Raw genomic sequence first — 21,969 nt, 5'->3', positions numbered from 1 at the left:
CCAAGCAATTAAACAATCAATCCTCTACTTTATTCGGTAGAGGATTGTTGTTTTTTAGGCTTCTATTATGTATCTGTGCGCACATCATCCCAAGCCTGTCCCATGTAACCGGTGAGCCATTTTAGCACACGATGACGTTCATACACTACACCATCATCCAAATTTTCAGGGGCTGGCTGTTTATGAATGCGGCTGTTCACACATATCCAATCATAACGCCATATTAAATCAGCTTCATCTAAAATCTCCTTGCTGCTGCGCAGCTTTGAGCTTGACAGAAAAGCTTCAAATGAGTCAAATTGCTGCAGCTTTGAAACCGACAACGGCACGTCGCAAATCCCAGTTGGGTCACCTAGCTTTTCAAGATGGCCCAAAGCCCATAACAGAGTCCAAAAGCTTTCATAACGCCAGGAGAACTGAATTCCTTCCGACTCATCGACATAATCATTGGATAGAAACCTTCTCTCTTCCGGTGAAAAGAAACGGTCTGCCCCATACTGATTAGTCACTTGATTTATCAACCGTTCTGTATCATCTACGCTTTCACCCGCACCGATACACTCGCCTTTCAGTGCAACAATACACAAAGCAACGGCTCGGCCAGCCACTTCCTTAAGGGAGCGTATGCTGTCTGCGGCTTCATCTCCTAGCCTTCCTGGGATCGGCGGCATTTGCGTAAAGCCTTGATCGAGCAATATCTTTTCTGACCGCAGCTTTCGCTCTATCCCGGATTCGCTAATTCGGTCCTCTCCGTACAAATAACTAACATGAGCAGTAACTGTATAATCTTCCACTTCCGAACGCCCATTCACATCCAGCAGTAGACTTCCGTCAGGTGCAAGCAGCTCACCGCCACCCCAGAACATCAGCCCGTCCAGCGAATTTATGATATCAAGCATTTCGGCAAAAAAGGCTTCAGATATATCCTCCTCGGTCTCCACACCAATCACCATATTTAGCGTACTCATCTTGATCAGCAGCTTTTGTTGCAACTGTTCGTTCTCAGCAGGAATCTGACTAAAAAAATTTATCATTCCGTGAAGCATGGAGGCAAATTCCTCTGGATTCGTTTTGCTGGTCATTATGTTAAAACTTTTGACCTTCTTACTAAACCAACCTCGGCTATTGATCTCAAACCTAGTTTTGCTATCATTCACGTGTATCTTGTTGCTGAGATAAATCGACTTTAATAATCTCTCAACCTGATTCAGGTCGAAGGTTGAGCTGTAAAGCGCACAATTTCTCATGATGCCCTCTCCTTATGTCAACGATACGAATAGCCCGTGTCCATTACGGGCTTGATTCAACTAACTCTGCAAAAGCCGATGCAGCAACGCCTCTCCCTTATTCTTAAACCTTCGCTGTTCCTTCAGAAATTCTGGAACATCTTGCAGCCGGGAAGGTCTGTATCCGGGACCATCACAACCGCAGGAATGATAAGAGTATCCACTACGATACAGAAGCTCTACCTTTTTCCATTGCTTGATATCTGTGTGCTTCGGGGCCTGAAAATCATGCCCCATGTCATGCATGGGCGTCTGGCATTGCGGACAGACATGGACAATCCCTTCATATTCGTCCTTTGGCAGCTCAAAGCGGGATGTTTGCTTATATACCTTTCTACAAGCAAAGCAGGCAAAGATATCTTTGTACGGACCATACATTGCATATCTACACATATTTTCACCCTCTTCAAAAATTGAAATTGGTCTGATATTTTTCGCTCACATTGTATCAATCTATAAATCTATTTCTCATGAATTATCAAGAATACATTCACAGCGCCACAGTATGAAGAGTACGTTGATGTCAGCTGATGTTTCTTTTATATTAGAACGACTTTATAGAACTAATCAAGCTAAAAGGCCTATTCAAAGCGCATTCCTTAGTTAACTAAGAAGACTCCAAAGCCGCTGTCAAAGCGAATCCGGAGCCTTCTTTTTTATAGTAATAAATATTCAAAGCAGAATGCGCAAATCCCAGACCGACTATTGGGACAGCCCCTCCAGTCTTGTAATTCTTGTAGCTGCGGATCAGCTTCAGGTTAGTACTCGTTTACACATCTAGCGTATATAAGGGCAGGTTTTCCGGTAAAGCGGCCGGGGGCTGACATGTGCTCTGCATCTGATAAAAGGTCTGCTGATCGGAAGAATCATGAAACGCCCACATCGCTTCCAGCACATGGTAGGCCAGTTCCCCGCTGGCGCGGTGAGGGCGTCCGCCACGGATAGCATAGGCCATATCAGCAACACCGATACCCCGTGTATTCTCTTGGTAGCCCGGCAGCAGCGGTGCCTCTGTCCATTCTTGCTCGCCTAACAGTCTATAGCGAACTGGCCCTCCGAATGTGTTCGGGTCAGGCACCTGCAATGTGCCATGCGTACCATAAACCTCGATTGGTGGCAGAGTGCTTCCACCAAAGATGTCAAAGCTGGTAATCAGCGAACCGACAGCTCCCTGCTTGAAGCGCAACAATCCAGCTACATGAGTCGGAATATCGACCGGGATAGTCTGGCCTCTCTTTTTCTCGCTCGTAATCGTTCGCTGATCCATCGCCTTGCTGGTCATACCCGAAATGGTGGCAATCGGTCCCAGTAATTGCACCAAAGCCGTCAAATAATAAGGGCCCATATCAAACATCGGGCCACCGCCGGCTGCATAATAAAATTCAGGATCAGGATGCCAATGTTCATGTCCACGGCTCATCATGAAGGCCGTTGCAGCTACCGGACTTCCAATGACTCCATCTTCGATCAGCTTCAATGATGTCTGTATGCCGGAGCCGAAGAAGGTCTCCGGTGCGCATCCGACAAGCAGTCCCTTGCGATGAGCAAGCTTCAAGACTGCCTGGCCCTGCTCACGGGTGACGGCAAGTGGCTTCTCCACATAGACATGCTTGCCTGCCGCAAGGGCTCTGAGACACACATCGGCGTGAACAGCCGGAATGGTCAAATTAATGATGAGTTCGATCTGCGGATCAGCCAAAATCTCATCTACTGAATATACGTTCGGAACATTGAACGCTGCCGCCTGCTCCTCTGCCCGACCTTGATCCAAATCCGCTACTGCGAACAGCTCCAGAATGCCGAAACGATGGCAATTTTCCATGTAAATTCCGCTAATTTTGCCACAACCGATAATGCCCACTTTCATTTTTTTCATGCCTGGACTCCCTTCCCCTTCAGAAAAAATGGATAACGGCATTCTTTTATTACTTCGAACCCCTGTTCACGTTACTGCTGTTGGCTGTCTGCCATACCCGTATATATGTCCGCCATGGAGCTGGCGCGGCTGGTCGCCGCCTGTTTGCCTGCCGCAGTCCACAGGAACCCACTGCGCATCATCTCGGTCACTTGAGGCATATCTATGATGTCTGCGTGGTGACCTAGCGAATTGTAGAACACGCGGCCGTTTCCCCACCGTTTTGTCCATACAACGGGCATATCCACTGCCCCATTGGCCGAATGAGGTCCCGGAACGACCGGGAAGCGCGTGGTTGCCAGCACCTCAACCGCAGGGTCTACATGGAGGTAGTACTGCTCGCTTTTGACATGAAAATCCTCAATATGGTCCAGCAACGGGCTGGAGCCACGCTTGATGTTCACCATATATTCCACCCCATCATTACCGGGATGTGCAACCCATTGCCCACCTGTCATGAATTGCCAGTCTACGTTGTTCCGAAAGGCATCGCACATGCCACCGTGACAGCCTGCCAGACCTACGCCGCTTTGAACTGCTGCTGAAACATTATTGACCAAGTCCTGCTCGATCTGGCCCATAGTCCACATTGGAATGATCAGGTCAAGGCCAAGCAGTTTCTCCGCATCCTGGTAGGCATCAAGGGTATTAGACACCCCCACCTCGAACTGCTCTTCCTTTAAAATGCGTTCAAAAATGGTCGCCACCTGCTCCGGCTCATGTCCGTTCCATCCGCCCCATACTATCAGTGCCTTGCGCATCTGTAATCCACTCACCTTTCGGAATGTGTTGTTATACTACATTTCTTCAATGGATACCCAGCGACGTTCCTGTATAGATCGTTCTACTGCTTCTAGCACGGCCTGGCAAGCGACCCCGTCGTAAAAATTCGGTGAAGGCTGCCGCCCTTCGGAGATAGCACTCAACATCTCAAGCACCTCATGAGTAAAGGTGTGCTCGAATCCAATTGTATGTCCTGCAGGCCACCAGGCTTCGGAATACTTGTGTGCAGGATCGGTGGCAAGCACGCGGCGGAAGCCCTGAACGTCTTCCTCATCCTGTGTGAAATACACTTCCAGTTCATTCATCCGCTCAAAGTCAAACCGTACACTGCCTAGACTCCCGTTGATTTCGAATGAATTTGTGCTCCGGTGTCCAGCAGCAAAGCGTGTGGCCTCGAAGCTGCCCAGCGCACCTCCAGCGAAACGTGCTAAGAACAGCGTGGCATCATCGACCGTCACTTCTCCCATCGGTGCATTGGCCTCGGTACTCCTTTTGGAGCTTAATCCGCTCATTTCCAAAGCCAGCGGGCGTTGCTTAATAAACGTCTCGCTCATGCCGATGACTTCGTGAAACTCGCCGACCAAAAACCGAGCGAGATCAATTAAATGGGCGCCAAGATCGCCATGAGAGCCAGAACCAGCCACTTCTTTTTGCAGCCGCCATACCAGCGGGAATGACGGGTGCATGATCCAGTCCTGAAGGAAAAAGGCACGAAAATGATAAATCTTGCCTAGACGACCGCTTTCGACTAGCTGTTTCGCCAGTTGGACAGCCGGTGAAAAGCGATAATTGAAGCCAATCATATGGCTGACTCCTGCTTCCTTTGCTGCCTGCAGCATGTCACGGGAATCTGCCAGTGTAAGCGCAAGCGGCTTCTCACAAAACAGATGCTTGCCGTGAAGGGCAGCTTCAATGACAATTTCCTTATGGGCATTACTCGGGGCGTTAATGTCAATGAGATCAATATCGTTACGTTTCACTAGATCACGCCAATCCGTAACACTCTCGCTCCAGCCGAATTGGCGGGCTGCCGCTTGAACCCCTTGCGCATTACGTCCACAAATAACGGACATCTCTGGCTGTAGCGGGGCGTCTGGGAAGAACATGGGCAGACTACGATAAGCATTGCTGTGAGCCTTGCCCATAAATTTGTAGCCAACCATTCCAATACGAAGACGATTAGACATGCCGTTATCCTCCTTATGGGTATGAGTTTCAACGAATTATTGATGACTGGTGTTATTGACGAATGGATGACGCCCTGATAATCAGTGCAGTGGACAGGAGTTCTCTGATTGAGTCACCCCTCGTCAGTTCCAGAGCCGGAATGAGATTCTGAGAATCGGGTATAAGCTTCGAGGCTGCAAGCTCCCCCATCTCATAAAAAGGAACGCGGACACTGCTTAACGGCGGAACAGCCATCTCAGCTGCATCCGAATCGTCATAGCCTACAAACGCTGGAAATCGGTCAACTGCCAGCCCGCGCTCACGGAGACCCTGCATTACACCGAGGGCCATCCGGTCGTTCGCCGCAAATACGGCATCAATATCATCTAATTGATCTACAATTGTAGCCGACGCTTCAAGCCCACTTCGACGACTATAATTGCCTTCCAGAATCAGTTCGTGGTCATATTCAATACCAGCCTCCTGGAGCGCGACGAGATAACCCTTTAATCGCTCATTGCTGTTAGAGTAGATATCTGGACCGTTGAGAAAGGCTATCCGCTTGCACCCTTGCTCAATCAGGTGAGTTACAGCTGCTCGGCTTCCTTCTACATGGTCTGCATCCACTTCACAGAACGACTGTCCTTCAAAATGGTGATTCATGACACAAAATGGTCGTCCCTCTTCCTGAAGTCTCATCAGAGCCTCCACCTCATCGTGGTCATCTCTTGCTCCAAGGATGATACAGCTGTCGACCTTTTGCTGGCGGAAAAGACTGCTGTAGTCCATCCGCTCCCCCGGCTTTCGAAACAATAATAGCAGATCGAGCCCGCTGTCTCTGGCCTTGTTGCCGATGCCGCTGAGCATCTCGGAAAAAAAATAGGCAGAGAACAGGTGCGCCTTCGGGACATAAGGCATAACCACACCAAGATGGCCGCTCTTGCTTCGGGCAAAGTTGCGGGCCAATGCACTGGGAACATATCCAAGTTGATTGGCAACGTCCAGGACCCTTTTTCGCGTATCTTCCTTGATAGGACCGGTCGCGTTCAATACCCGAGACACCGTCGCTTCAGACACGCCAGCGAGTTCTGCTACTTCCTTGCGCGAAACGATATTGCCCACCTCCAATCATTTTATGTACGCGCGTACATTTTCTCATGCTACCATACCTCTGTCAATCCCGAAAAGCGTGCTTTATAGGATTATCAGCTTTTTTTCTACTGAAAAAACATTAGTTACGATAGTTCAATAAAACAACGGCAGTCCTTGGACATTACTTTCTCGTCCATGACTGCCACTGTTTTCGAATTCTCTCTAGGGCTTAAGCAGGCTGATCATTCCTACTCCTATCATCAGCACCGTAATTCCCACAAGTATAGCTATCCATTCCTGAGGGCTTTTCTTTTCCTTAAATATTATAATGCTACCGACACAAGCAATCGCGATGCTCGCTTGAGAGATCGGTAAACTAGCCGCCATGCCGTTCAGACCGCTGAACATAAATAGTGCTAGACTAGCAATGCTCCAAACCAATCCTGTAGACAAATTGCGAAGCACCGGAATGAACCCCAGCCGATGCTTGCCTTTCAGATTCATAGCCAAGGCCGAGCATAACATTCCGAGCGATTGCGGCAAAATGACAGACAATGCAGATATATGAAAGTGCTGATTGATAACTATATAACTGCTTAACGCTAACCCGGAGCAAACCAGCATCAAGATAATGGGTACTGGAAAAGACATAGACAGCTCAGCAGACTTGACCTGATAGCTGGTTAATAGAACTCCCGCCAGAATACACAGAAGAGATCCAACGCCCATCACATATTGGTAGCCTGTTATCCATTCACTCAAGATAAGTGTTGCAAATAGCGTCGTCCCTATCAACTGTAAACTGCAAATGACAGGAATAGCTATAGATGCACTTATCTTTTGAAAAGAATAAAAATAGAGCAATTGTCCAGCTGCCCAGAAAATGCCGGATATAAAACTTACCACAAAAGGAAGCAGTGCAATTGAGGCTGGATGAATGATATACAAGCCCAGGGCAAACAGCACAGCACCTATAGCGGTCCCTGTCAGCCGTTCTTGGAGACTGGCTTTAGTCATATACGCCAATATCGGCATGACTCCCCAGCCGATGGCTGGAATATAAGCAATTATTATATCCACGTGCGGTTTCTCCTCCCGTAAAGGTAGTCTTCCTACATTCGTTAAAAATACCATGCAAGAAAAAACCAACAATTTTACAATAGCAAAAAAAACCGCTTTCAAAAACAAAGATTTTTATAGATTAATATAGCAAAAACAAATAAATTTCACCTAGGTATGCTAAGAAATAGGCCCATCACATTTTTTAAAGGCTCGCGCAAAAAATCAACTGATCATTATAACCAACCGAATTCCTATATAAGCTGGATGAAATAGTTTGCAAAGCGTGTTGTCTTCAGTGTCAGTTACATATAGTTCTGCCGCAGAAGTGATATGTTAGGGATTGTTAATTAATCAAATTAGTATTGTATAAGCTAAGAATGATAATTTTCAGGAAATAGGTTGAACCTAACTATAACTTTTTTGAAAAATTCTTTGTTTTCCCCATAATTCGCTTAAAAAAAGTAATGTATTTTCTATCACTGGCTTTGTTATGCTATGTTCAATAATAACGCTTTCAACAGGTCTGTTATATTTTGAAAGGGGCTATGTACATGGCTAATATACAAGTTAACCCAAAGGAACTTACATTTTACTTAACGAACAAATACTGCAGTTATCTTTTCCGCGTCATGGAGAACGGGCAATTAGAGCATTTATATTATGGCAAAAAAATAGAGTACCTGGGACAATATGACCGTTTTATTGAACGAAGCTACCGCTCTGTGTCTGTCGGTGAGTTTGATGGCGACTTGGTAACATCATTGGAAAGCATTAAACAGGAATTTCCTTCTTCGGGAAGTGGTGACTTTAGAGAACCAGCAGTTGAGATCATACAGGAGGATGGTTCTCATGTCATGGAGTTCATCTTTGATCGTTACGAGGTTATCACAGGGAAACCTAAAATCCCCCATCTCCCTGCTACGTTTTGTAAGGAAGCAGATGAAGCAGAGACACTCCTGATCACGCTGACCGATTCCCTTACAGGGGCGGTTGCCGTACTAGCTTACACCATCTTCAGTGAACTGCCTGTAATCACGAGATCCGTATCCATAACGAATTCTGGAAATAGTACTCTGAGAGTCAACCGTCTAATGAGCATGAGCCTTGATCTTCCTGACTCCGAATATGAATTTATTCATTTATCGGGGGCATGGGGTAGGGAACGACATGTGGAGCGTACACCCCTCAGACCAGGTGTTCAGTCCATTGGAAGCACACGAGGAATTAGTAGTCATATTCACAATCCATTCATGGCGCTTGCCAAACCGGGAGCTCAGGAACACCAAGGAGAAGTATATGCAGTGAATCTCGTCTACAGCGGAAACTTTCTTGCCCAAGCAGAAGTGGACAGTTATTCAACTACCCGACTGAGCCTCGGTATTCATCCTGAAAAATTCTGCTGGACTCTGAAGCCAGGAGAATGTTTTTATTCGCCTGAAGCAGTTATGGTCTATTCACAGAGCGGTTTGAACGGCATGAGTCAGGCGTTCCATCGCCTGTACAATAAACACTTAATTCGCAGTAGCTGGGCTGACCGGGAACGGCCTGTATTGATCAATAATTGGGAGGGAACCTACTTTGATTTTACCGAGAAGAAAATAGTGGATATGGCTAAAAAAGCAAGTGAACTAGGGATTGAGCTCTTTGTCCTGGATGATGGTTGGTTCGGTCAAAGAAACAATGATACCTCCTCGCTCGGTGACTGGTTTGAAAACCGTGAAAAACTACCGAACGGAATCTCGAATTTGGCAAATAAAATTAATGAGCTCGGTATGAAATTCGGTCTTTGGTTCGAGCCGGAAATGGTTAACTCCGACTCTCATATTATGAGGGAACATCCGGACTGGGTTGTGGGAGCACCTGGGCGTAAACGCAAGCATGGACGGCACCAGTTTGTCCTTGATTATTCCCAACCGCCTGTTGTGGACTACTTGTTTAAGTTAATGGATGACGTACTTTCTTCTGCTCACATCGAATATGTAAAATGGGATATGAATCGCTGCATTTCAGAAGCCTATTCATTATCTCTTGGCAAGGAAAGACAGGGCGAGTTTTTTCACCGTTACGTTCTAGGCGTATATGCTTTATATGAGAAGCTCATTACCAAGCACCCTGAGATTTTATTTGAGTCCTGTGCTTCCGGTGGGGGACGCTTTGATCCAGGAATGCTTTATTATGCTCCGCAAACATGGACAAGCGACGATAGCGAAGCTATTGAACGTCTTAAGATTCAGTATGGTACTTCCATGGCCTACCCGCTTAGCAGCATGGGTGCTCATGTGTCAACCATTCCAAACCACCAGGTAGGCAGAACCGCACCGCTGCAAACCAGATCGAATGTCGCCTACTTCGGTGTATTCGGTTATGAGCTTGATCCCTTGGCCTTGACCGAGGATGAGTGCAGTATAATCAAAAAGCAAATACAAGTGTATAAACGTCACCAACGTTTAGTTACCCAGGGAACGTTTTATCGTCTGCTAAGTCCCTTTGAAAAAAATGAGACAGCTTGGATGACCATTGATACAGAACGAGAGCATGCTCTCATCGGCTGGTACCAGACACTCTCACGACCCAACGCAGCTTATGCGCGGTTAAAGCTCATCGGACTGGACGAAAAGGCAGTATATTTCGTGGAAGAACTGGACCGACGTTTTACAGGCAGCGAGTTAATGAACATCGGACTTATACTCACCCCGCCTTATCAGGCTGACCAGGATTTTAATATTGCGGAGAAATGTGATTTTTCATCTCAATTATTCACTTTAACTAAAGAGACTTCCTCTTAAACATATCGTACCGGGTGAAATCATTTTCGTGTAAATCTGATGATTTTACCCGGTACAACTCTCTGAAAATAAGGGTTTCCTTCAATCCATTCTGCATAGCTACGAAAGATTTGAACTATTAAATCACAGACCCGTTCTTCTCTCCAACTCCTCTGTATATCTCGCGCCCATCAATGTGATTTGTGAGGCTGCGTTGCTAATGTTCCGCACATCTTCAGACGTAAGCTGAAGGGTCACGGCACCTAGATTTTCTTCCAAACGACTCAATTTCCGCGTGCCCGGAATCGGAACGATCCACGGCTTTTGGGCAAGCAGCCAGGCGAGTGCAACTTGGGCTGGTGTTGCCTTTAACTGCTCAGCCATCTCTTTAAGCAGGTCCACCAGCACCTGATTGGTCTCTAGCGCTTCTGAAGTAAAACGCGGAAGAATATTGCGCAAATCACCATGACTGAATGTCGTGTCTGCGGTAAAACTCCCCGTTAGGTAACCCTTGCCCAAAGGACTGAACGGAACGAAGCCAATGCCGAGCTCTTCAAGCGCAGGAAGGAGTTCCTCTTCGGGACGTCTCCACCACAGAGAATATTCACTCTGAATTGCAGTAAGCGGCTGAACGACGTGTGCTCGACGGATCGTCTGCACTCCTGCTTCAGATAATCCCCAGTGCTTCACCTTTCCTTCTCGGATCAGATCTTGCACGGCTCCCGCTACCTCTTCAATTGGCACATCTGGATCGACCCGGTGCTGATAATACAGATCGATGGCTTCAATCTTGAGACGTTTAAGCGATGCTTCGGCAACTTTCTTGATAAGCTCAGGGCGACTGTTCATACCGAACTGCTTGCCATCCTGAATATGAAAGCCGAATTTCGTGGCAATCACGACTTGGTCGCGAACAGGAAGAAGCGCTTCGCCTAAAAGTTCCTCATTCGTATAAGGTCCGTATACTTCGGCGGTATCAAAGAAAGTTACGCCGCGCTCGACTGCTTCCCGAATGACTGAGATCATTTTCTTTGGATCAGAAGCTGGGCCATAACCGTAGCTCATTCCCATGCATCCAAGCCCCATCGCAGAAACTTCCAGACCGCTATTTCCCAATTTACGCTTTTGCATCATAATTCATCCTTCCTTAAGACGTTAATTATCTTTCTTTAGTTAATTGGCTTACGATTCTGTCAAGAGAACTATTATATAATTGTTTGAAACCTTCATGCTCTTCAAACTCTATTAATGTGATAAGCCTTTGAACCAATAAGTTCCTAAACCAACGATTCAAATGATTCATCTTCTCCCTCTGTTGAAAATTGTTCTTGTTAAATGCCGTTATCTTGAACCCACTTCCTATTCCGTTATCCACCTCCTTGCTTGATTCTGTGAGTTTAGTTTTATTATGCCAAACAGAAGAAGCAAAGCGGTATCTCATTTGTCTTAATTGATTGCCTGATCCTATCACCACTACTTTTGTTACAGGCAGTTGCGTTTTATAATGGAGCCAGACAAACTCGCAAGGAGGATTTGAATGTCGGAGAACATTCTTGAACAACAAAAAGAGCTCACCAGTTTGATCGAGCGTCATTCACTTCAAAATAGGCCGAGGGAAACAGCAATTCCTTCCCTTTTTTTCTATCAGCATTCCAGCAAAACCGAGCCTGTTTACCGGGTTTACAAACCTTCCTTTTGTTTTGTTGTTCAAGGTTTGAAAGAAATTTTGCTGGCACAGGAAAATTTCAAATATGGACCTTCCGATTATCTGATCGCGTCTATGAATCTGCCAGTGATCGGTCAAATTATAAAAGCTTCTCCAGGATCTCCTTACCTAAGTCTCAAGCTCGAATTTACCCATAATCAGATCCTTGAGGTACTGAACGATTCTAAAATCCAGGTCAAATTAAAAGAAAACGCCAAACGTGCCTTATTCGTCGGCCGAATGGAACCGTCTATTCAGGATGCTGTGCTTAGACTTGCCCGCCTGCTGGATACTCCAGAAGAAATCCCGTTTCTCGCCCCACTCTACACAAAAGAGATTCTGTATAGACTCCTTCAGGGCCCCTATGGAGCCGAATTGGCTCAGATTGCGGTCGAAGGAAGCAGCACCTATCGAATCCGGGAAGCTATCGACTATATTGTTCAACATTGGGATCAGTCTTTTCGGATCGAAGATCTTGCAGAGACCGCCAGTATGAGCATTTCCTCATTCCATCGGCATTTTAAAGAAGTAACCTCCATGAGCCCGATCCAGTTTCAGAAACAGCTGAGACTTCAGGAAGCCCGTCGCATCTTATTAGCTGAATCGGCGGACGCGGCGGACGTTGCTTACAGGATCGGTTACGGGAGTTCTTCCCAATTTAACCGTGAATACTCTCGCATGTTCGGTGCTCCCCCAAGAGCGGACATCAAGCGATTGAGGGAAAAATACGACCAGGTCCTATGATTTGCTGGATAAGCTGATCGCCACACATATTGATGAACTCCGAAGATTGTGCAATGAATCGGCCCATTTGAGCTTTACAGAAGCCGAAATGATCTGGTTTGAATATTTTGAGGCTAACTATTTATTTTTCTCCACAATGCTGGTGAGTAAGGGCGCTCCTTACTTCCGCACTCGATTCCTTGAATTTATGATGGATGAACTTCGGGAAGAGGTCGACATGAATGAAGAGAGAAATCGAGGATTAAACAAAGAAGTAGTTGTCCGTTATGCAGTGTCCGCTGTAGTGGGGATCATAGAGTGGTGGTTTATGAACGAAAAACCTCTCCCACCGGTCGAGATGGCCGAGCAAATTGGCATGCTTTTAGACCGAAAATTGTGAATCTGGGCGAAAAAAGAGTAGCAGACGTATCTATCTGCTACTCTCACATCAATGAGTCAGAAGCAGCTCAAGCGAGTTGCTTCTTCAATTTTAGGTACAAGTATTTTAAAGATTATGTTTATCAGGACCAAACACAAGATTCGCCGACTGTTTGGCCTCCTCAATGACATTCATGACCTTTTCACTATGTTCAAGCATATCCCAAACTTTTTCCAAATCGTTGTCTCGGATGATACGGTCAAACTCAACGAATTCATCATACATACGATGCGAATGATCCTTCAGATCCACGTGGATGGGCGTTTCCTTATTAGGCGTGTATTCAAAATAGTCGCATATATTAGCTGAGCTGGCCATGTGTATATAGCCTTTGTTGCCTTGAATGTTCACTGCATTGGGTGCCGTACTGTCTTTTGAACCTATGCAAACACACTTGAAATCGCCGTAATCGAGCAGCAGTATGCCTGAAGTGTCAATTCCACGTTCCATGTTCGCCAAATATTCTGTCTTCTTAGGGCTCCCGAAGAGGCCAACAACAAAATGAATATTGTACAAATTGATATCCATCAAGGCTCCGCCAGACATTTCCGGATTAAACGCAGGCTGGATTACTCCTGATTTAAAAGCCTCATACCGGGATGAATATTGAGAATAGTTGCATTCAACTATTTTAATCTCACCAAGTTTAGGCAGATACTCCTTCATGGACAAATAGTTTTTCAAATATTGATTTGTGATGGCTTCCACCAATACCAATTTTCTTTGCTGAGCAATTTCTTTTAGCTCTAGAAATTCATGCACATTGGATGTAAACGGTTTCTCACAAATGACATGTTTACCGCTCAATAACGCTTCTTTGGCATATGAATAATGAAGGTGATTAGGCAACCCAATGTAGACAGTATCCACGTCATTATTCATCAGCATTGTGCTGTAATCCGAATAAATTTGAGAGATGCCATATCTACGTTGCCAATCCAGTAACTTCTCTTCATGACTAGGTCTAGAACAAATGGCCTTTAATAAAATGGTCGGGATTTCCTGAATAAAGCTCAACAGATCCCCTACGATCATTCCTGCTCCGACAATTCCTAATTTCATTTAGTTACACCCCTCTATACCCTTCTCAAGTATTTCCATTGAAGTTATTGTTTCTTCATCTGTGATCATCTTTTCTTTGCCGTGTATGATCGTATGATAGAGATCGTCATACACCCGGGCATAATCTCCTTTTTCAGAAACGACTTTTTCTTCATGATACTGACCATCATCGTCTAGGTACGTTAAAATGCCATAATGCTCAGGCTGATCCATGCCGAAATTAGGGTGCCCCTTGGGCAGATAGTATAATTTGAGATGCTCTTCCTGGCGATCCTTTGTCTGCTTTATAAAAACGCCCTTTTTGCCGTATACAACAAAACTCGGCCGCTCCTTTAAACGAAAAAAGCTGGATTTGATGGATACCTTAAGTGAGGGATAATAAAAATCCAGATCAAAATAGTCATTCATTCTTCCAGAACCGAGCAATTGGCGCACATCATAATGGATCGTGTCAGGCTTCCCAAAATAGGAAAGAGCCTGGTCAATGGTATGAGAGCCATGTCCATAGAGGTAACTGTTATATTTGGAAAAATGAGAGGTGGCGTTGGGAGTTTCAGGGCGATAATAATCGAAATGCATCTCCACCTCCAACAAATCCCCGAGTTTTCCTGATTCAATAACCTTCTTGGTCGTAAGGAAATCCGAATCGTAACGTCTATTTTGATAGCACTGTATTATCAGATTTTTCTCTTTGGCATATTGAAAGATGGAGACAGCTTCTTCTTTCGTTAACATAAAGGGTTTCTCAACAAGAACATTTTTTCCGTGATCGAGTGCCATTTTTGCATAGGTGTAGTGGGATTCTACAGGTGTACAGATTACAATCAACTGAATTTCCTTATCGTTCATTACAGATTCAAGATGATCTGTATACTGCACGCCAGCGATTTTGTCCCACTCTGCTTTATCTGGATTACGGGCATAGATCTTCTTTACGTTCAAATGATCTCTGGTCAATGAAAAAGGAAGATGATATCGATTGGTGCTTTTGCCATTCCCAATATAACCGATGGTAAGCATATTAATTCCCCCTAGGCTCTTTTTCATTTATTATAGTAAAAGGACGTCGCTCGTAAAGAATTTGCCATCAAAATGGTACATTCAACCGAATATTTGTAAGCAAGACGGTTAGTTTTTAAACAAAATGTTTATTTTACGTCTTTTATTTGATGTTATTTTCATTGAACCGGGGGGAACCTGTTGAAAATATTGATACAATTATCAGAAATGCACAACTTTACACCAAATGAAAAAAGCATTGCTTCCTATATTTTGGTCCATAAGGAAAAAATCCTGCACTTTAATATTCAGGAGCTTGCCAAAGCTACGTATACTTCGCATTCTGCCATTAACCGATTAATTCACAAGCTGGGGCTATCTGGCTTCAAGGAGTTTACAATTAAACTTGCTCGGGAATTTCAACAGAATACCCAGAACATTTCCAATGTGGACCCCAATTATCCATTCGGTTTCGATGAACCCCCACTTCAAGTGGCCAAGGAAATTGCTGAATTAATGAAGGAAACGATTGAAAAAAACTTTACGTTCATGGATGATAACTTGCTGTCACAAACGGCCCAGTTGCTGGATCAAGCGAACAGGATCTTTATATATGCATTAGGAGATTCACAAATCCGAGCGAAAAGTTTTCAGAATAAATTAGTAAAAATCAACAAATACGTGGTTATAGCCACGGAGCTGTCTGAATGGGCTTATCATACGGCTAATCTAACGTCGCAGGATTGCGCTATTTTCTTAACTTACCACGGTAAGTCGCCTATTTTTTTAAAAGCAGCACGACATTTTACACGTGAGAATATCCCTTTTATCACCATTACAGCTACCAATCAAAGTGAATTGGCCAAACTAAGCAATATCTGTATTCAGGTACCGAATGACGAGGTAAAACATGCCAAGATTGGTACATTTTCATCACAAATTGCCTTTGACTATGTATTAAACGTGATCTACTCCTGTATCTATAAAATCGACTACTTGAAAAATATGCAAACCCTAACACAATCGTTGGAGAATTCGCATCTCAATGACATGATGAATGAATGACGTATAGAGAGATTTGCTTCTCTCTAACTGCAAAATAAAAGGTAACTTATAAGTATATATAGTTGTCCTTCGACAACTAAGCTCTAGTTAGTGTTTTGCTAACTAGACCTTTATTTTTCATCGTTTGCTAAAAAGCCGCCAGTATGGCGGCTTCTTATGCTTTTCTACTATTGCTTTTCAACTATTGTCCACAATCAAGGATCAACTTTCATCAATTGCATTTCGAATATCATAATCATCGATGTTAATATCCAAAGTCATCCCAAGTGCCAACTTTGCCAGTTGATCTCCAATAAAGGGACCCATGGTCAGCCCGGATGCTCCAAGCCCATTGGCAGCTATAAGGCCGTTCCAGCCAGGGACAGCTCCGATCACCGGTAGAAAACCGGGCGTAAACGGACGGAAACCGACTCTTACCTCCTGAAAAGTGCTGTTTGCTAAACCAGGTGCTAATTCTAAACCTTTATTTAGAATTTCCTGCATCCCGCCTGCTGTTATTCTTGTATCGTAGCCTTCGATTTCATTTTCGTGAGTCGCACCTATTACGATCTTCTGTTGATCGAACGCCAACAAATATTGATCAGAAGGCGGCATAATTACAGGCCAGGTGCCTGTATCTTGCTCAGTAGGAACCTGCAAATGCATGATTTGTGCTTTTTGAAAACTAACCTTAAAGCAAATGCCCAAAGGCAGCATCAGTTGATTGGCCCATGCACCTGCACAAACAATGACTTTATCAGATGAGTAGCTGCTTGCGCCGACCGTTACTCCGGTTACATGGTCGGCATCATGCATAATCACAGCATCCCCATGGATAAGGGTTGCCCCATTTCTTTGGGCTGATCGGATCAACGCATCGCGTAGCGCACGACCATCTATACGGGCGGCACCGCTAATATGAACAGAATGATAACGATCTACTAGCAAAGGAAAACGTTCATGGGTTTCCTTTTCATTTAATTGCGTAATTTCACCAATCTCCGGTGCATCTGTATGCCGCAAGTGTGCCCGTTCCTGCATTTTTTTGATTTTCTCCAAATCATCATGAATACTAAGAGCTCCAACCTGAGCATAGCCAGTTTCTGTTTCCCCCTCGCTCTTAAGTTCCTCAACCAACCCGGGGTAAAAACGTGCGCCCGCTTTGGCTAGCTGGTACCAAGCTTGATTGCGTCGCTGTGATAGCCAGGGACAGATAATGCCAGCAGCTGCATCCGTAGCCTGTCCTTTATCTTTGCGGTCTACAAGAATGACATCAGCGCCCATTTTTGCTAACTGGTATGCTGTCGATGCCCCCAGAATTCCTGCTCCGATTACGATAACCTTCTTCATGAATACATCCCTTTCCTAAATCACTGTATCCATTATAGCGAATACTGTATGAATGCATAAAGTTTGAAACATTAATATTTCAATCCTTATAAAGTTCTTAGAATTGATCTGTAAAGTAATTGTCAGAACGAATGAAAAGGATGAATTGATATGGATAACATTATTGTACAGACTAAAAATCTCTGCAAAACCTTTGGACGACAGCAGGCAGTGAACAACGTCGCGTTGTCTATTCATGAGAATTCCGTGTATGGACTGCTTGGCCCGAATGGGGCAGGAAAATCAACTACTTTAAAAATGTTAACTGGCATGCTACGGCCGACATCAGGTGAGATTTTGTTTCAAGGAAAACCATGGTCGCGAAAAGATCTCGCTCAGATCGGCGCACTGATCGAATCCCCTCCACTCTATGAGAATTTGACAGCTAGAGAGAACCTGAAGGTTCGTACAACGTTGCTAGGGCTACCTGATTCGCGGATTGATGAAGTATTAAACATTGTTGATTTGACCCATACCGGGAAAAAGCGCTCCGGTCAATTCTCGATGGGTATGAAACAACGGCTGGGCATTGCCCTTGCACTCCTCAACCATCCTAAGCTATTAATTTTAGATGAACCCACCAACGGACTAGACCCCATTGGTATTCAGGAGCAACGCGAGCTGATTCGTTCCTTCCCGAAGCAAGGAATTACCGTCATTCTATCCAGTCATATCCTATCCGAAGTCGAACAAATCGTTGACCATGTCGGTATCATTGCCGGCGGCGTATTAGCTTATCAAGAGGCGGTCATCCCAGGACAAAACCTGGAATCGTTGTTCATGCAGATTGCTCAGGAACATCGGAAGGGAGATGAGTAAGATGCAGCAATACATAACAGCAGAATATTTAAAATTAAAGCGCACCTTCACGAAAAAACTGATCTGGCTGGCCCCCATCGTTACTCTTCTTCTATGTACCGGACTTATGGGAGGACATATGTTCCAAAGCGCCAGCTACAATTGGTGGTATGTCATGCTGCTTCCAGGCGCTCTCACCTTAATGTGTTCAGGAGTGATCCAAAAGGATGGCAAAAAACTGAAATACCGTGCTATCCTCGGCATGTCTGTGGATTCGGCTCAGGTATGGTACGGTAAAATCGGGGTTTGTGTAAGGCTCTTAATAATTTCCTCTATTATTCTATTTATAGGAATAACTCTTGGCGGTTTCATATTCTCAACTTCCGTGATACTAGCAGGAAGCGTCGCTGCAACGCTGATACTTTTCATTACCTTTTTGTGGCAAATCCCACTTTGTCTGTTCCTAACGGACCGAATAGGCATGTTTGCCACCCTAATCATCAACATGCTGGGCAATGTAGCCTGCACCATCTTGTTCGCAACGTCTTCTATATGGTGGGCGGTACCCTATGCTATTCCAGCGCGATTGATGTGCGCCGTCATTCAAGTGCTGCCTAATGGGCTTGCGGTTCCTTCAGGAGATCCGCTTTTGGATCGAGGTGTAATTGTGCCTGGCCTAGGGATCACAGTTAGTCTATTCATGATTCTGTCCGTACTGACGGCCCTATCTTTCCGCAAGCGGGAGGCTAAGTAAGATGACATCTTTTCTTCGCAATCTGAAATCTGATGCGCTTAAACTTAGAAGGCAACCCTTATTGCTAGTACAGCTGCTTGTGCCACTCCTGGGCATAGCAATCTTTCTAGCCTATTATTCCTTCACTCCGTACTCACCGACTTCGAAGGTGGACGGCTATTTGCAGGTCCTGGCCGTGGCTCTTCCTATCATGATTGGTATTGTCTGCTCGATTGCTGTTGAGCAGGAATCAGTCGCTGGAAATTTCCAGCACCTCTTAACCTCGCCAGTGAAACTGTTGCCTTTTTTGAGCAAGCTTAGCCTGCTCCTATGCTTGGGATTTGGCAGTGTGCTGCTTGCCTCAGGTGGCTTTGGGGCTGCCTATATATATCTTATGAAAGAGTCCCCGTATGGCTTGAAGTTCTATGTGTTGGCTGCCTGCATCCTGTTTATGTCTTGTGTGTTCCTTTATTTTCTGCATTTTTTCATTAGTTTGCGGTTCGGCAAGGGGGCTTCTATCGGTCTGGGCATCATGGAGAGTCTATTGTCTGCTTTGCTCCTCACAGGGCTGGGTGATCATAATTGGATATTCATCCCCCCTGCTTGGGCGGCCCGGTTCATCACCATCTGGGTGCAATACGGCGTAAGCCCGGCAGATTCTATCCCTGAAACTATACAGCTTGATTGGGGAATCAGATATTGCGTAGTAGGGACCTTCGTCATCATGGTATTATTAGGGTTATGGATTTGTCGTTGGGAAGGACAAAACTCATCGGAGTAAAGATTAGAGTAAAGAAAGCAAAGGGAAGTGAATTAAGCATGGCAAACTTGTTGGCCGTTGATGATGAACCTGCCGTTTTGGCACTCCTTCAAAATATTTTGCAGAAAGATGGCCATGTTGTCACGGTGGTCTCCGCCTCCCCACAGGTTCTCACCATGCAGCTTGGAGCTTTTGATCTCATCCTGCTTGACGTGATGATGCCTAACATGGACGGGTTCGCACTCTGTCGGGAAATTCGCAGCAAGGTAGATTGTCCGATCCTGTTCCTCACAGCAAAATCCATGGAGAACGATGTAATGTTGGGTCTTGGGGAAGGAGCTGACGATTATATTGTCAAGCCGTTTGGGGCTGGAGAGCTGCGCGCTCGAATCAACGCTCATCTTAGACGGGAGCATCGTGAACGCCGGAATGTATTCTGCATTGGGGAAGTTCATTTCAATCTGTCGGGTAAGGAAATCACTGTTCAAAATGCTGTAATCCCATTTACCAAAAGTGAATATGAGATATGTAAGTTTCTAGCTCTGAACTGGGGCCAGGTATTCTCTAAAGAACAGATTTACGAATCCGTCTTCGGCTTTGATGGGGACAGCGATTCCTCCACCATTGTGGAGCATATCAAAAATATCCGGGCCAAGCTTGGCAAAGTAGAGGTTTCGCCAGTGGAGACAGTTTGGGGGATCGGGTACCGATGGAAGTAGCAAAAGTACAGCGAGCACGCAAGACAACCAAACTACGAACCATTTTCCTGGGTTATTTAGTTATGTTCTGTATCGGAACGATTGCGCTTGCTCTGTTTCTCGTCCTCATCTTCTATATCCTGATGTCTTGTGGGGCCATTCTTCCCGCGAACTATGCTGAGAACCAGGTACGGGAGGACAAGACAATCATCGAAGCTGGCAAGACCCTACAGTCGGATTCTCGGCAGAAACTGTATAAATACGCATTATTCACCTCGGAAGGCCTCCTCATTGAAGGAAACCTTTCTGAAAAGCAGGCTCAAGCCGCTTGGAGTGTTACGCAGCAGAACGATACGGCTTATCAATTTCCCTATAACTATGTAAAAGTCTCACATCATAATAAAGTTACTGTGATGCGCTATTCTGTCTCGGCTCAGTTTGAACCTCCTATCCTGCGTCAGTATTTGCCGAATGCAGAATTGACTTTTTTTGCCGTGTTCTGCATCGCCTTTCTGGGAGGAGGCACCTTACTGGCTTCCTCCTTCGGACGAAAGCTTACACGCAAAATGAGTGGATTGCAGCAAGCTACAAAGCAAATTCAAGCACAGGACCTGGACTTCTCAATTCAGCTCAGTGGTGTGATGGAGATCGATCAGGTCCTCCATTCTATGGATACAATGAAAGAAACGTTAAAGACTTCGCTTCAGAAACAATGGAATCTCGAAAGATCACGTCGTGAGCAAATATCCGCCCTAGCACACGATATCAAAACACCTCTCACTATCGTTCGCGGAAACGTAGAGCTTTTGTCCGAAACCGAGCAATCTGAGGAGCAAAAGAACTATACCGATTATATATCGGAGAGCATCAGGCAAATGGAGCAGTATATAAAGACGCTTATTGAAATGTCAAAAGCAGAAACTGTAGCCACCCTACAAGCGGAAACAATGGATACTGACTTCTATCTATCGAAGATGAAAGATCAGGTAATGGCTCTGGCTGCTGTCAAAAAAATATCTGTAGCATTAGCTGCATTTAACCTTCCAAAGACGTTGTATATAGACCCAGTTCTGCTTGATCGGGCCATCATGAATGTTGCTTCTAATGCGGTAGATCAAGCACCAGAAAATAGCGAAATCCGGCTGACTGTAGAGTCTGTGGAAGAATGTATGCGGTTCAGCATCGTAGACGAAGGCCCGGGCTTCTCTCCTGAAGGCCTCAAACAAGCAGCGGAGCAATTTTATATGGGTGATTCGTCCAGAAGATTAAGTGGACATTACGGTATGGGCCTATATATAACAAAATCCATTGTGAACCTACATGGCGGACAGTTGATCATCGCCAACTCTACCCAGACAGGCGGCGGACAAGTAAGCATTGAGATACCATCGGTGCATTGATGACCTAAAGTTAAAACCACCCAAATAAGTAGTAGCTATTAGGTTGGATCGATTTCCTAAGTTCCCCCCTCTTCCTCGTTTGTTATTGAAACGATATAAAACGCTACTGACATACGAAGGTCAGTAGCGTTTTATCATTTTGCCATCGG

At 45.2% G+C, this 21,969-nt stretch carries 20 protein-coding genes; 9 read left to right on the top strand and 11 right to left on the bottom strand.

What is annotated here, in order from left to right; genetic code table 11:
- Window positions 1–65 precede the first annotated feature (65 nt).
- The 7 genes from ABEW32_RS18475 to ABEW32_RS18445 form a co-directional block, all read right to left on the bottom strand.
- Window positions 66–1,247: a DUF4272 domain-containing protein gene (locus ABEW32_RS18475; protein ID WP_430190320.1), complete on the bottom strand. Its 1,182-nt coding sequence runs from the start codon at window positions 1,245–1,247 to the stop codon at window positions 66–68.
- A gap of 60 nt (window positions 1,248–1,307) precedes the next feature.
- Window positions 1,308–1,679 carry a hypothetical protein gene (locus ABEW32_RS18470; protein ID WP_430190317.1) on the bottom strand — a complete coding sequence of 124 codons (372 nt, stop codon included), beginning with the start codon at window positions 1,677–1,679 and terminating at the stop codon, window positions 1,308–1,310.
- A gap of 376 nt (window positions 1,680–2,055) precedes the next feature.
- Window positions 2,056–3,162 (bottom strand): Gfo/Idh/MocA family protein, encoded by a 1,107-nt coding sequence (locus ABEW32_RS18465; RefSeq protein ID WP_430190314.1) that lies wholly within the window; start codon window positions 3,160–3,162, stop codon window positions 2,056–2,058.
- A gap of 71 nt (window positions 3,163–3,233) precedes the next feature.
- Window positions 3,234–3,962: a ThuA domain-containing protein gene (locus ABEW32_RS18460; RefSeq protein WP_430190311.1), complete on the bottom strand. Its 729-nt coding sequence runs from the start codon at window positions 3,960–3,962 to the stop codon at window positions 3,234–3,236.
- Window positions 3,963–3,998: 36 nt separating this feature from the next.
- Entirely contained in the window at window positions 3,999–5,171 is a 1,173-nt protein-coding gene (locus tag ABEW32_RS18455; RefSeq protein ID WP_430190308.1) for a Gfo/Idh/MocA family protein, read from the bottom strand.
- A gap of 52 nt (window positions 5,172–5,223) precedes the next feature.
- Window positions 5,224–6,279, bottom strand: coding sequence for a LacI family DNA-binding transcriptional regulator (locus tag ABEW32_RS18450; protein WP_430190305.1), 1,056 nt, complete (start codon window positions 6,277–6,279; stop codon window positions 5,224–5,226).
- Between the two features lie 186 nt (window positions 6,280–6,465).
- Complete coding sequence (locus ABEW32_RS18445; protein WP_430190303.1) at window positions 6,466–7,323, bottom strand: GRP family sugar transporter; 858 nt, start codon at window positions 7,321–7,323, stop codon at window positions 6,466–6,468.
- Between the two features lie 533 nt (window positions 7,324–7,856).
- On the opposite strand from ABEW32_RS18445, the gene ABEW32_RS18440 reads away from it, so the two are divergent.
- Window positions 7,857–10,091 (top strand): alpha-galactosidase, encoded by a 2,235-nt coding sequence (locus ABEW32_RS18440; protein ID WP_430190300.1) that lies wholly within the window; start codon window positions 7,857–7,859, stop codon window positions 10,089–10,091.
- A gap of 123 nt (window positions 10,092–10,214) precedes the next feature.
- On the opposite strand, the gene ABEW32_RS18435 is transcribed toward ABEW32_RS18440, so the two are convergent.
- Window positions 10,215–11,201 (bottom strand): aldo/keto reductase, encoded by a 987-nt coding sequence (locus tag ABEW32_RS18435; protein WP_430190446.1) that lies wholly within the window; start codon window positions 11,199–11,201, stop codon window positions 10,215–10,217.
- Window positions 11,202–11,607: 406 nt separating this feature from the next.
- Between ABEW32_RS18435 and ABEW32_RS18430 the strand changes: the two genes are divergently transcribed.
- Together ABEW32_RS18430 and ABEW32_RS18425 are read left to right on the top strand one after the other, a co-directional pair.
- Complete coding sequence (locus tag ABEW32_RS18430) at window positions 11,608–12,519, top strand: AraC family transcriptional regulator (protein ID WP_430190297.1); 912 nt, start codon at window positions 11,608–11,610, stop codon at window positions 12,517–12,519.
- A 1-nt stretch (window position 12,520) separates the two neighbouring features.
- On the top strand, window positions 12,521–12,898 hold the full coding sequence (locus tag ABEW32_RS18425; RefSeq protein ID WP_430190294.1) for a TetR-like C-terminal domain-containing protein: 378 nt from the start codon (window positions 12,521–12,523) through the stop codon (window positions 12,896–12,898).
- A gap of 105 nt (window positions 12,899–13,003) precedes the next feature.
- Here the strand turns inward: ABEW32_RS18425 and ABEW32_RS18420 are convergent, their stop codons facing one another.
- Together ABEW32_RS18420 and ABEW32_RS18415 are read right to left on the bottom strand one after the other, a co-directional pair.
- Window positions 13,004–13,999, bottom strand: coding sequence for a Gfo/Idh/MocA family protein (locus tag ABEW32_RS18420; RefSeq protein WP_430190291.1), 996 nt, complete (start codon window positions 13,997–13,999; stop codon window positions 13,004–13,006).
- Window positions 14,000–15,019: a Gfo/Idh/MocA family oxidoreductase gene (locus ABEW32_RS18415; RefSeq protein ID WP_430190288.1), complete on the bottom strand. Its 1,020-nt coding sequence runs from the start codon at window positions 15,017–15,019 to the stop codon at window positions 14,000–14,002.
- A 180-nt stretch (window positions 15,020–15,199) separates the two neighbouring features.
- Between ABEW32_RS18415 and ABEW32_RS18410 the strand changes: the two genes are divergently transcribed.
- Window positions 15,200–16,063 carry a MurR/RpiR family transcriptional regulator gene (locus tag ABEW32_RS18410; RefSeq protein ID WP_430190285.1) on the top strand — a complete coding sequence of 288 codons (864 nt, stop codon included), beginning with the start codon at window positions 15,200–15,202 and terminating at the stop codon, window positions 16,061–16,063.
- A 201-nt stretch (window positions 16,064–16,264) separates the two neighbouring features.
- Here ABEW32_RS18410 and ABEW32_RS18405 read toward each other — a convergent pair whose 3' ends face one another.
- Window positions 16,265–17,392, bottom strand: a complete 1,128-nt coding sequence (locus ABEW32_RS18405) for an NAD(P)/FAD-dependent oxidoreductase (RefSeq protein WP_430190282.1) — start codon at window positions 17,390–17,392, stop codon at window positions 16,265–16,267.
- Window positions 17,393–17,542: 150 nt separating this feature from the next.
- On the opposite strand from ABEW32_RS18405, the gene ABEW32_RS18400 reads away from it, so the two are divergent.
- Genes ABEW32_RS18400 through ABEW32_RS18380 form a run of 5 tightly spaced genes read left to right on the top strand, consistent with a single transcriptional unit; the run spans window position 17,543 to window position 21,820 of the window.
- A complete protein-coding gene (locus tag ABEW32_RS18400; RefSeq protein WP_430190279.1) occupies window positions 17,543–18,250 on the top strand; it encodes a lantibiotic protection ABC transporter ATP-binding protein in 708 nt (235 codons plus the stop codon).
- Window position 18,251: 1 nt separating this feature from the next.
- Window positions 18,252–18,983 (top strand): lantibiotic immunity ABC transporter MutE/EpiE family permease subunit, encoded by a 732-nt coding sequence (locus ABEW32_RS18395; protein WP_430190276.1) that lies wholly within the window; start codon window positions 18,252–18,254, stop codon window positions 18,981–18,983.
- A gap of 1 nt (window position 18,984) precedes the next feature.
- Window positions 18,985–19,743, top strand: coding sequence for a lantibiotic immunity ABC transporter MutG family permease subunit (locus ABEW32_RS18390; protein WP_430190273.1), 759 nt, complete (start codon window positions 18,985–18,987; stop codon window positions 19,741–19,743).
- A 38-nt stretch (window positions 19,744–19,781) separates the two neighbouring features.
- Window positions 19,782–20,441: a response regulator transcription factor gene (locus tag ABEW32_RS18385; protein ID WP_430190269.1), complete on the top strand. Its 660-nt coding sequence runs from the start codon at window positions 19,782–19,784 to the stop codon at window positions 20,439–20,441.
- On the top strand, window positions 20,432–21,820 hold the full coding sequence (locus ABEW32_RS18380; RefSeq protein ID WP_430190266.1) for a HAMP domain-containing sensor histidine kinase: 1,389 nt from the start codon (window positions 20,432–20,434) through the stop codon (window positions 21,818–21,820). Before ABEW32_RS18385 ends, ABEW32_RS18380 begins: the two co-directional genes overlap by 10 nt.
- Window positions 21,821–21,969 lie beyond the last annotated feature (149 nt).

Source organism: Paenibacillus jamilae (assembly GCF_050482105.1).
Taxonomy (GTDB): Bacteria; Bacillota; Bacilli; order Paenibacillales; family Paenibacillaceae; genus Paenibacillus; species Paenibacillus jamilae_B.
The sequence above is the reverse complement of the archived record's forward strand: the minus strand, read 5'-3'. Positions and strand labels throughout refer to the sequence as shown.

What these genes read in the sequence shown, in the direction of transcription:
- ABEW32_RS18460 (WP_430190311.1), bottom strand. Translation starts at nt 3,962, where the DNA reads ATGCGCAAGGCACTGATAGTATGGGGCGGATGGAACGGACATGAGCCG.
- ABEW32_RS18470 (WP_430190317.1), bottom strand. Translation starts at nt 1,679, where the DNA reads ATGTGTAGATATGCAATGTATGGTCCGTACAAAGATATCTTTGCCTGC.
- ABEW32_RS18395 (WP_430190276.1), top strand. Translation starts at nt 18,252, where the DNA reads ATGCAGCAATACATAACAGCAGAATATTTAAAATTAAAGCGCACCTTC.
- ABEW32_RS18420 (WP_430190291.1), bottom strand. Translation starts at nt 13,999, where the DNA reads ATGAAATTAGGAATTGTCGGAGCAGGAATGATCGTAGGGGATCTGTTG.
- ABEW32_RS18390 (WP_430190273.1), top strand. Translation starts at nt 18,985, where the DNA reads ATGACATCTTTTCTTCGCAATCTGAAATCTGATGCGCTTAAACTTAGA.
- ABEW32_RS18415 (WP_430190288.1), bottom strand. Translation starts at nt 15,019, where the DNA reads ATGCTTACCATCGGTTATATTGGGAATGGCAAAAGCACCAATCGATAT.
- ABEW32_RS18465 (WP_430190314.1), bottom strand. Translation starts at nt 3,162, where the DNA reads ATGAAAAAAATGAAAGTGGGCATTATCGGTTGTGGCAAAATTAGCGGA.
- ABEW32_RS18435 (WP_430190446.1), bottom strand. Translation starts at nt 11,201, where the DNA reads ATGCAAAAGCGTAAATTGGGAAATAGCGGTCTGGAAGTTTCTGCGATG.
- ABEW32_RS18475 (WP_430190320.1), bottom strand. Translation starts at nt 1,247, where the DNA reads ATGAGAAATTGTGCGCTTTACAGCTCAACCTTCGACCTGAATCAGGTT.
- ABEW32_RS18430 (WP_430190297.1), top strand. Translation starts at nt 11,608, where the DNA reads ATGTCGGAGAACATTCTTGAACAACAAAAAGAGCTCACCAGTTTGATC.
- ABEW32_RS18380 (WP_430190266.1), top strand. Translation starts at nt 20,432, where the DNA reads ATGGAAGTAGCAAAAGTACAGCGAGCACGCAAGACAACCAAACTACGA.
- ABEW32_RS18440 (WP_430190300.1), top strand. Translation starts at nt 7,857, where the DNA reads ATGGCTAATATACAAGTTAACCCAAAGGAACTTACATTTTACTTAACG.
- ABEW32_RS18405 (WP_430190282.1), bottom strand. Translation starts at nt 17,392, where the DNA reads ATGAAGAAGGTTATCGTAATCGGAGCAGGAATTCTGGGGGCATCGACA.
- ABEW32_RS18385 (WP_430190269.1), top strand. Translation starts at nt 19,782, where the DNA reads ATGGCAAACTTGTTGGCCGTTGATGATGAACCTGCCGTTTTGGCACTC.
- ABEW32_RS18400 (WP_430190279.1), top strand. Translation starts at nt 17,543, where the DNA reads ATGGATAACATTATTGTACAGACTAAAAATCTCTGCAAAACCTTTGGA.
- ABEW32_RS18455 (WP_430190308.1), bottom strand. Translation starts at nt 5,171, where the DNA reads ATGTCTAATCGTCTTCGTATTGGAATGGTTGGCTACAAATTTATGGGC.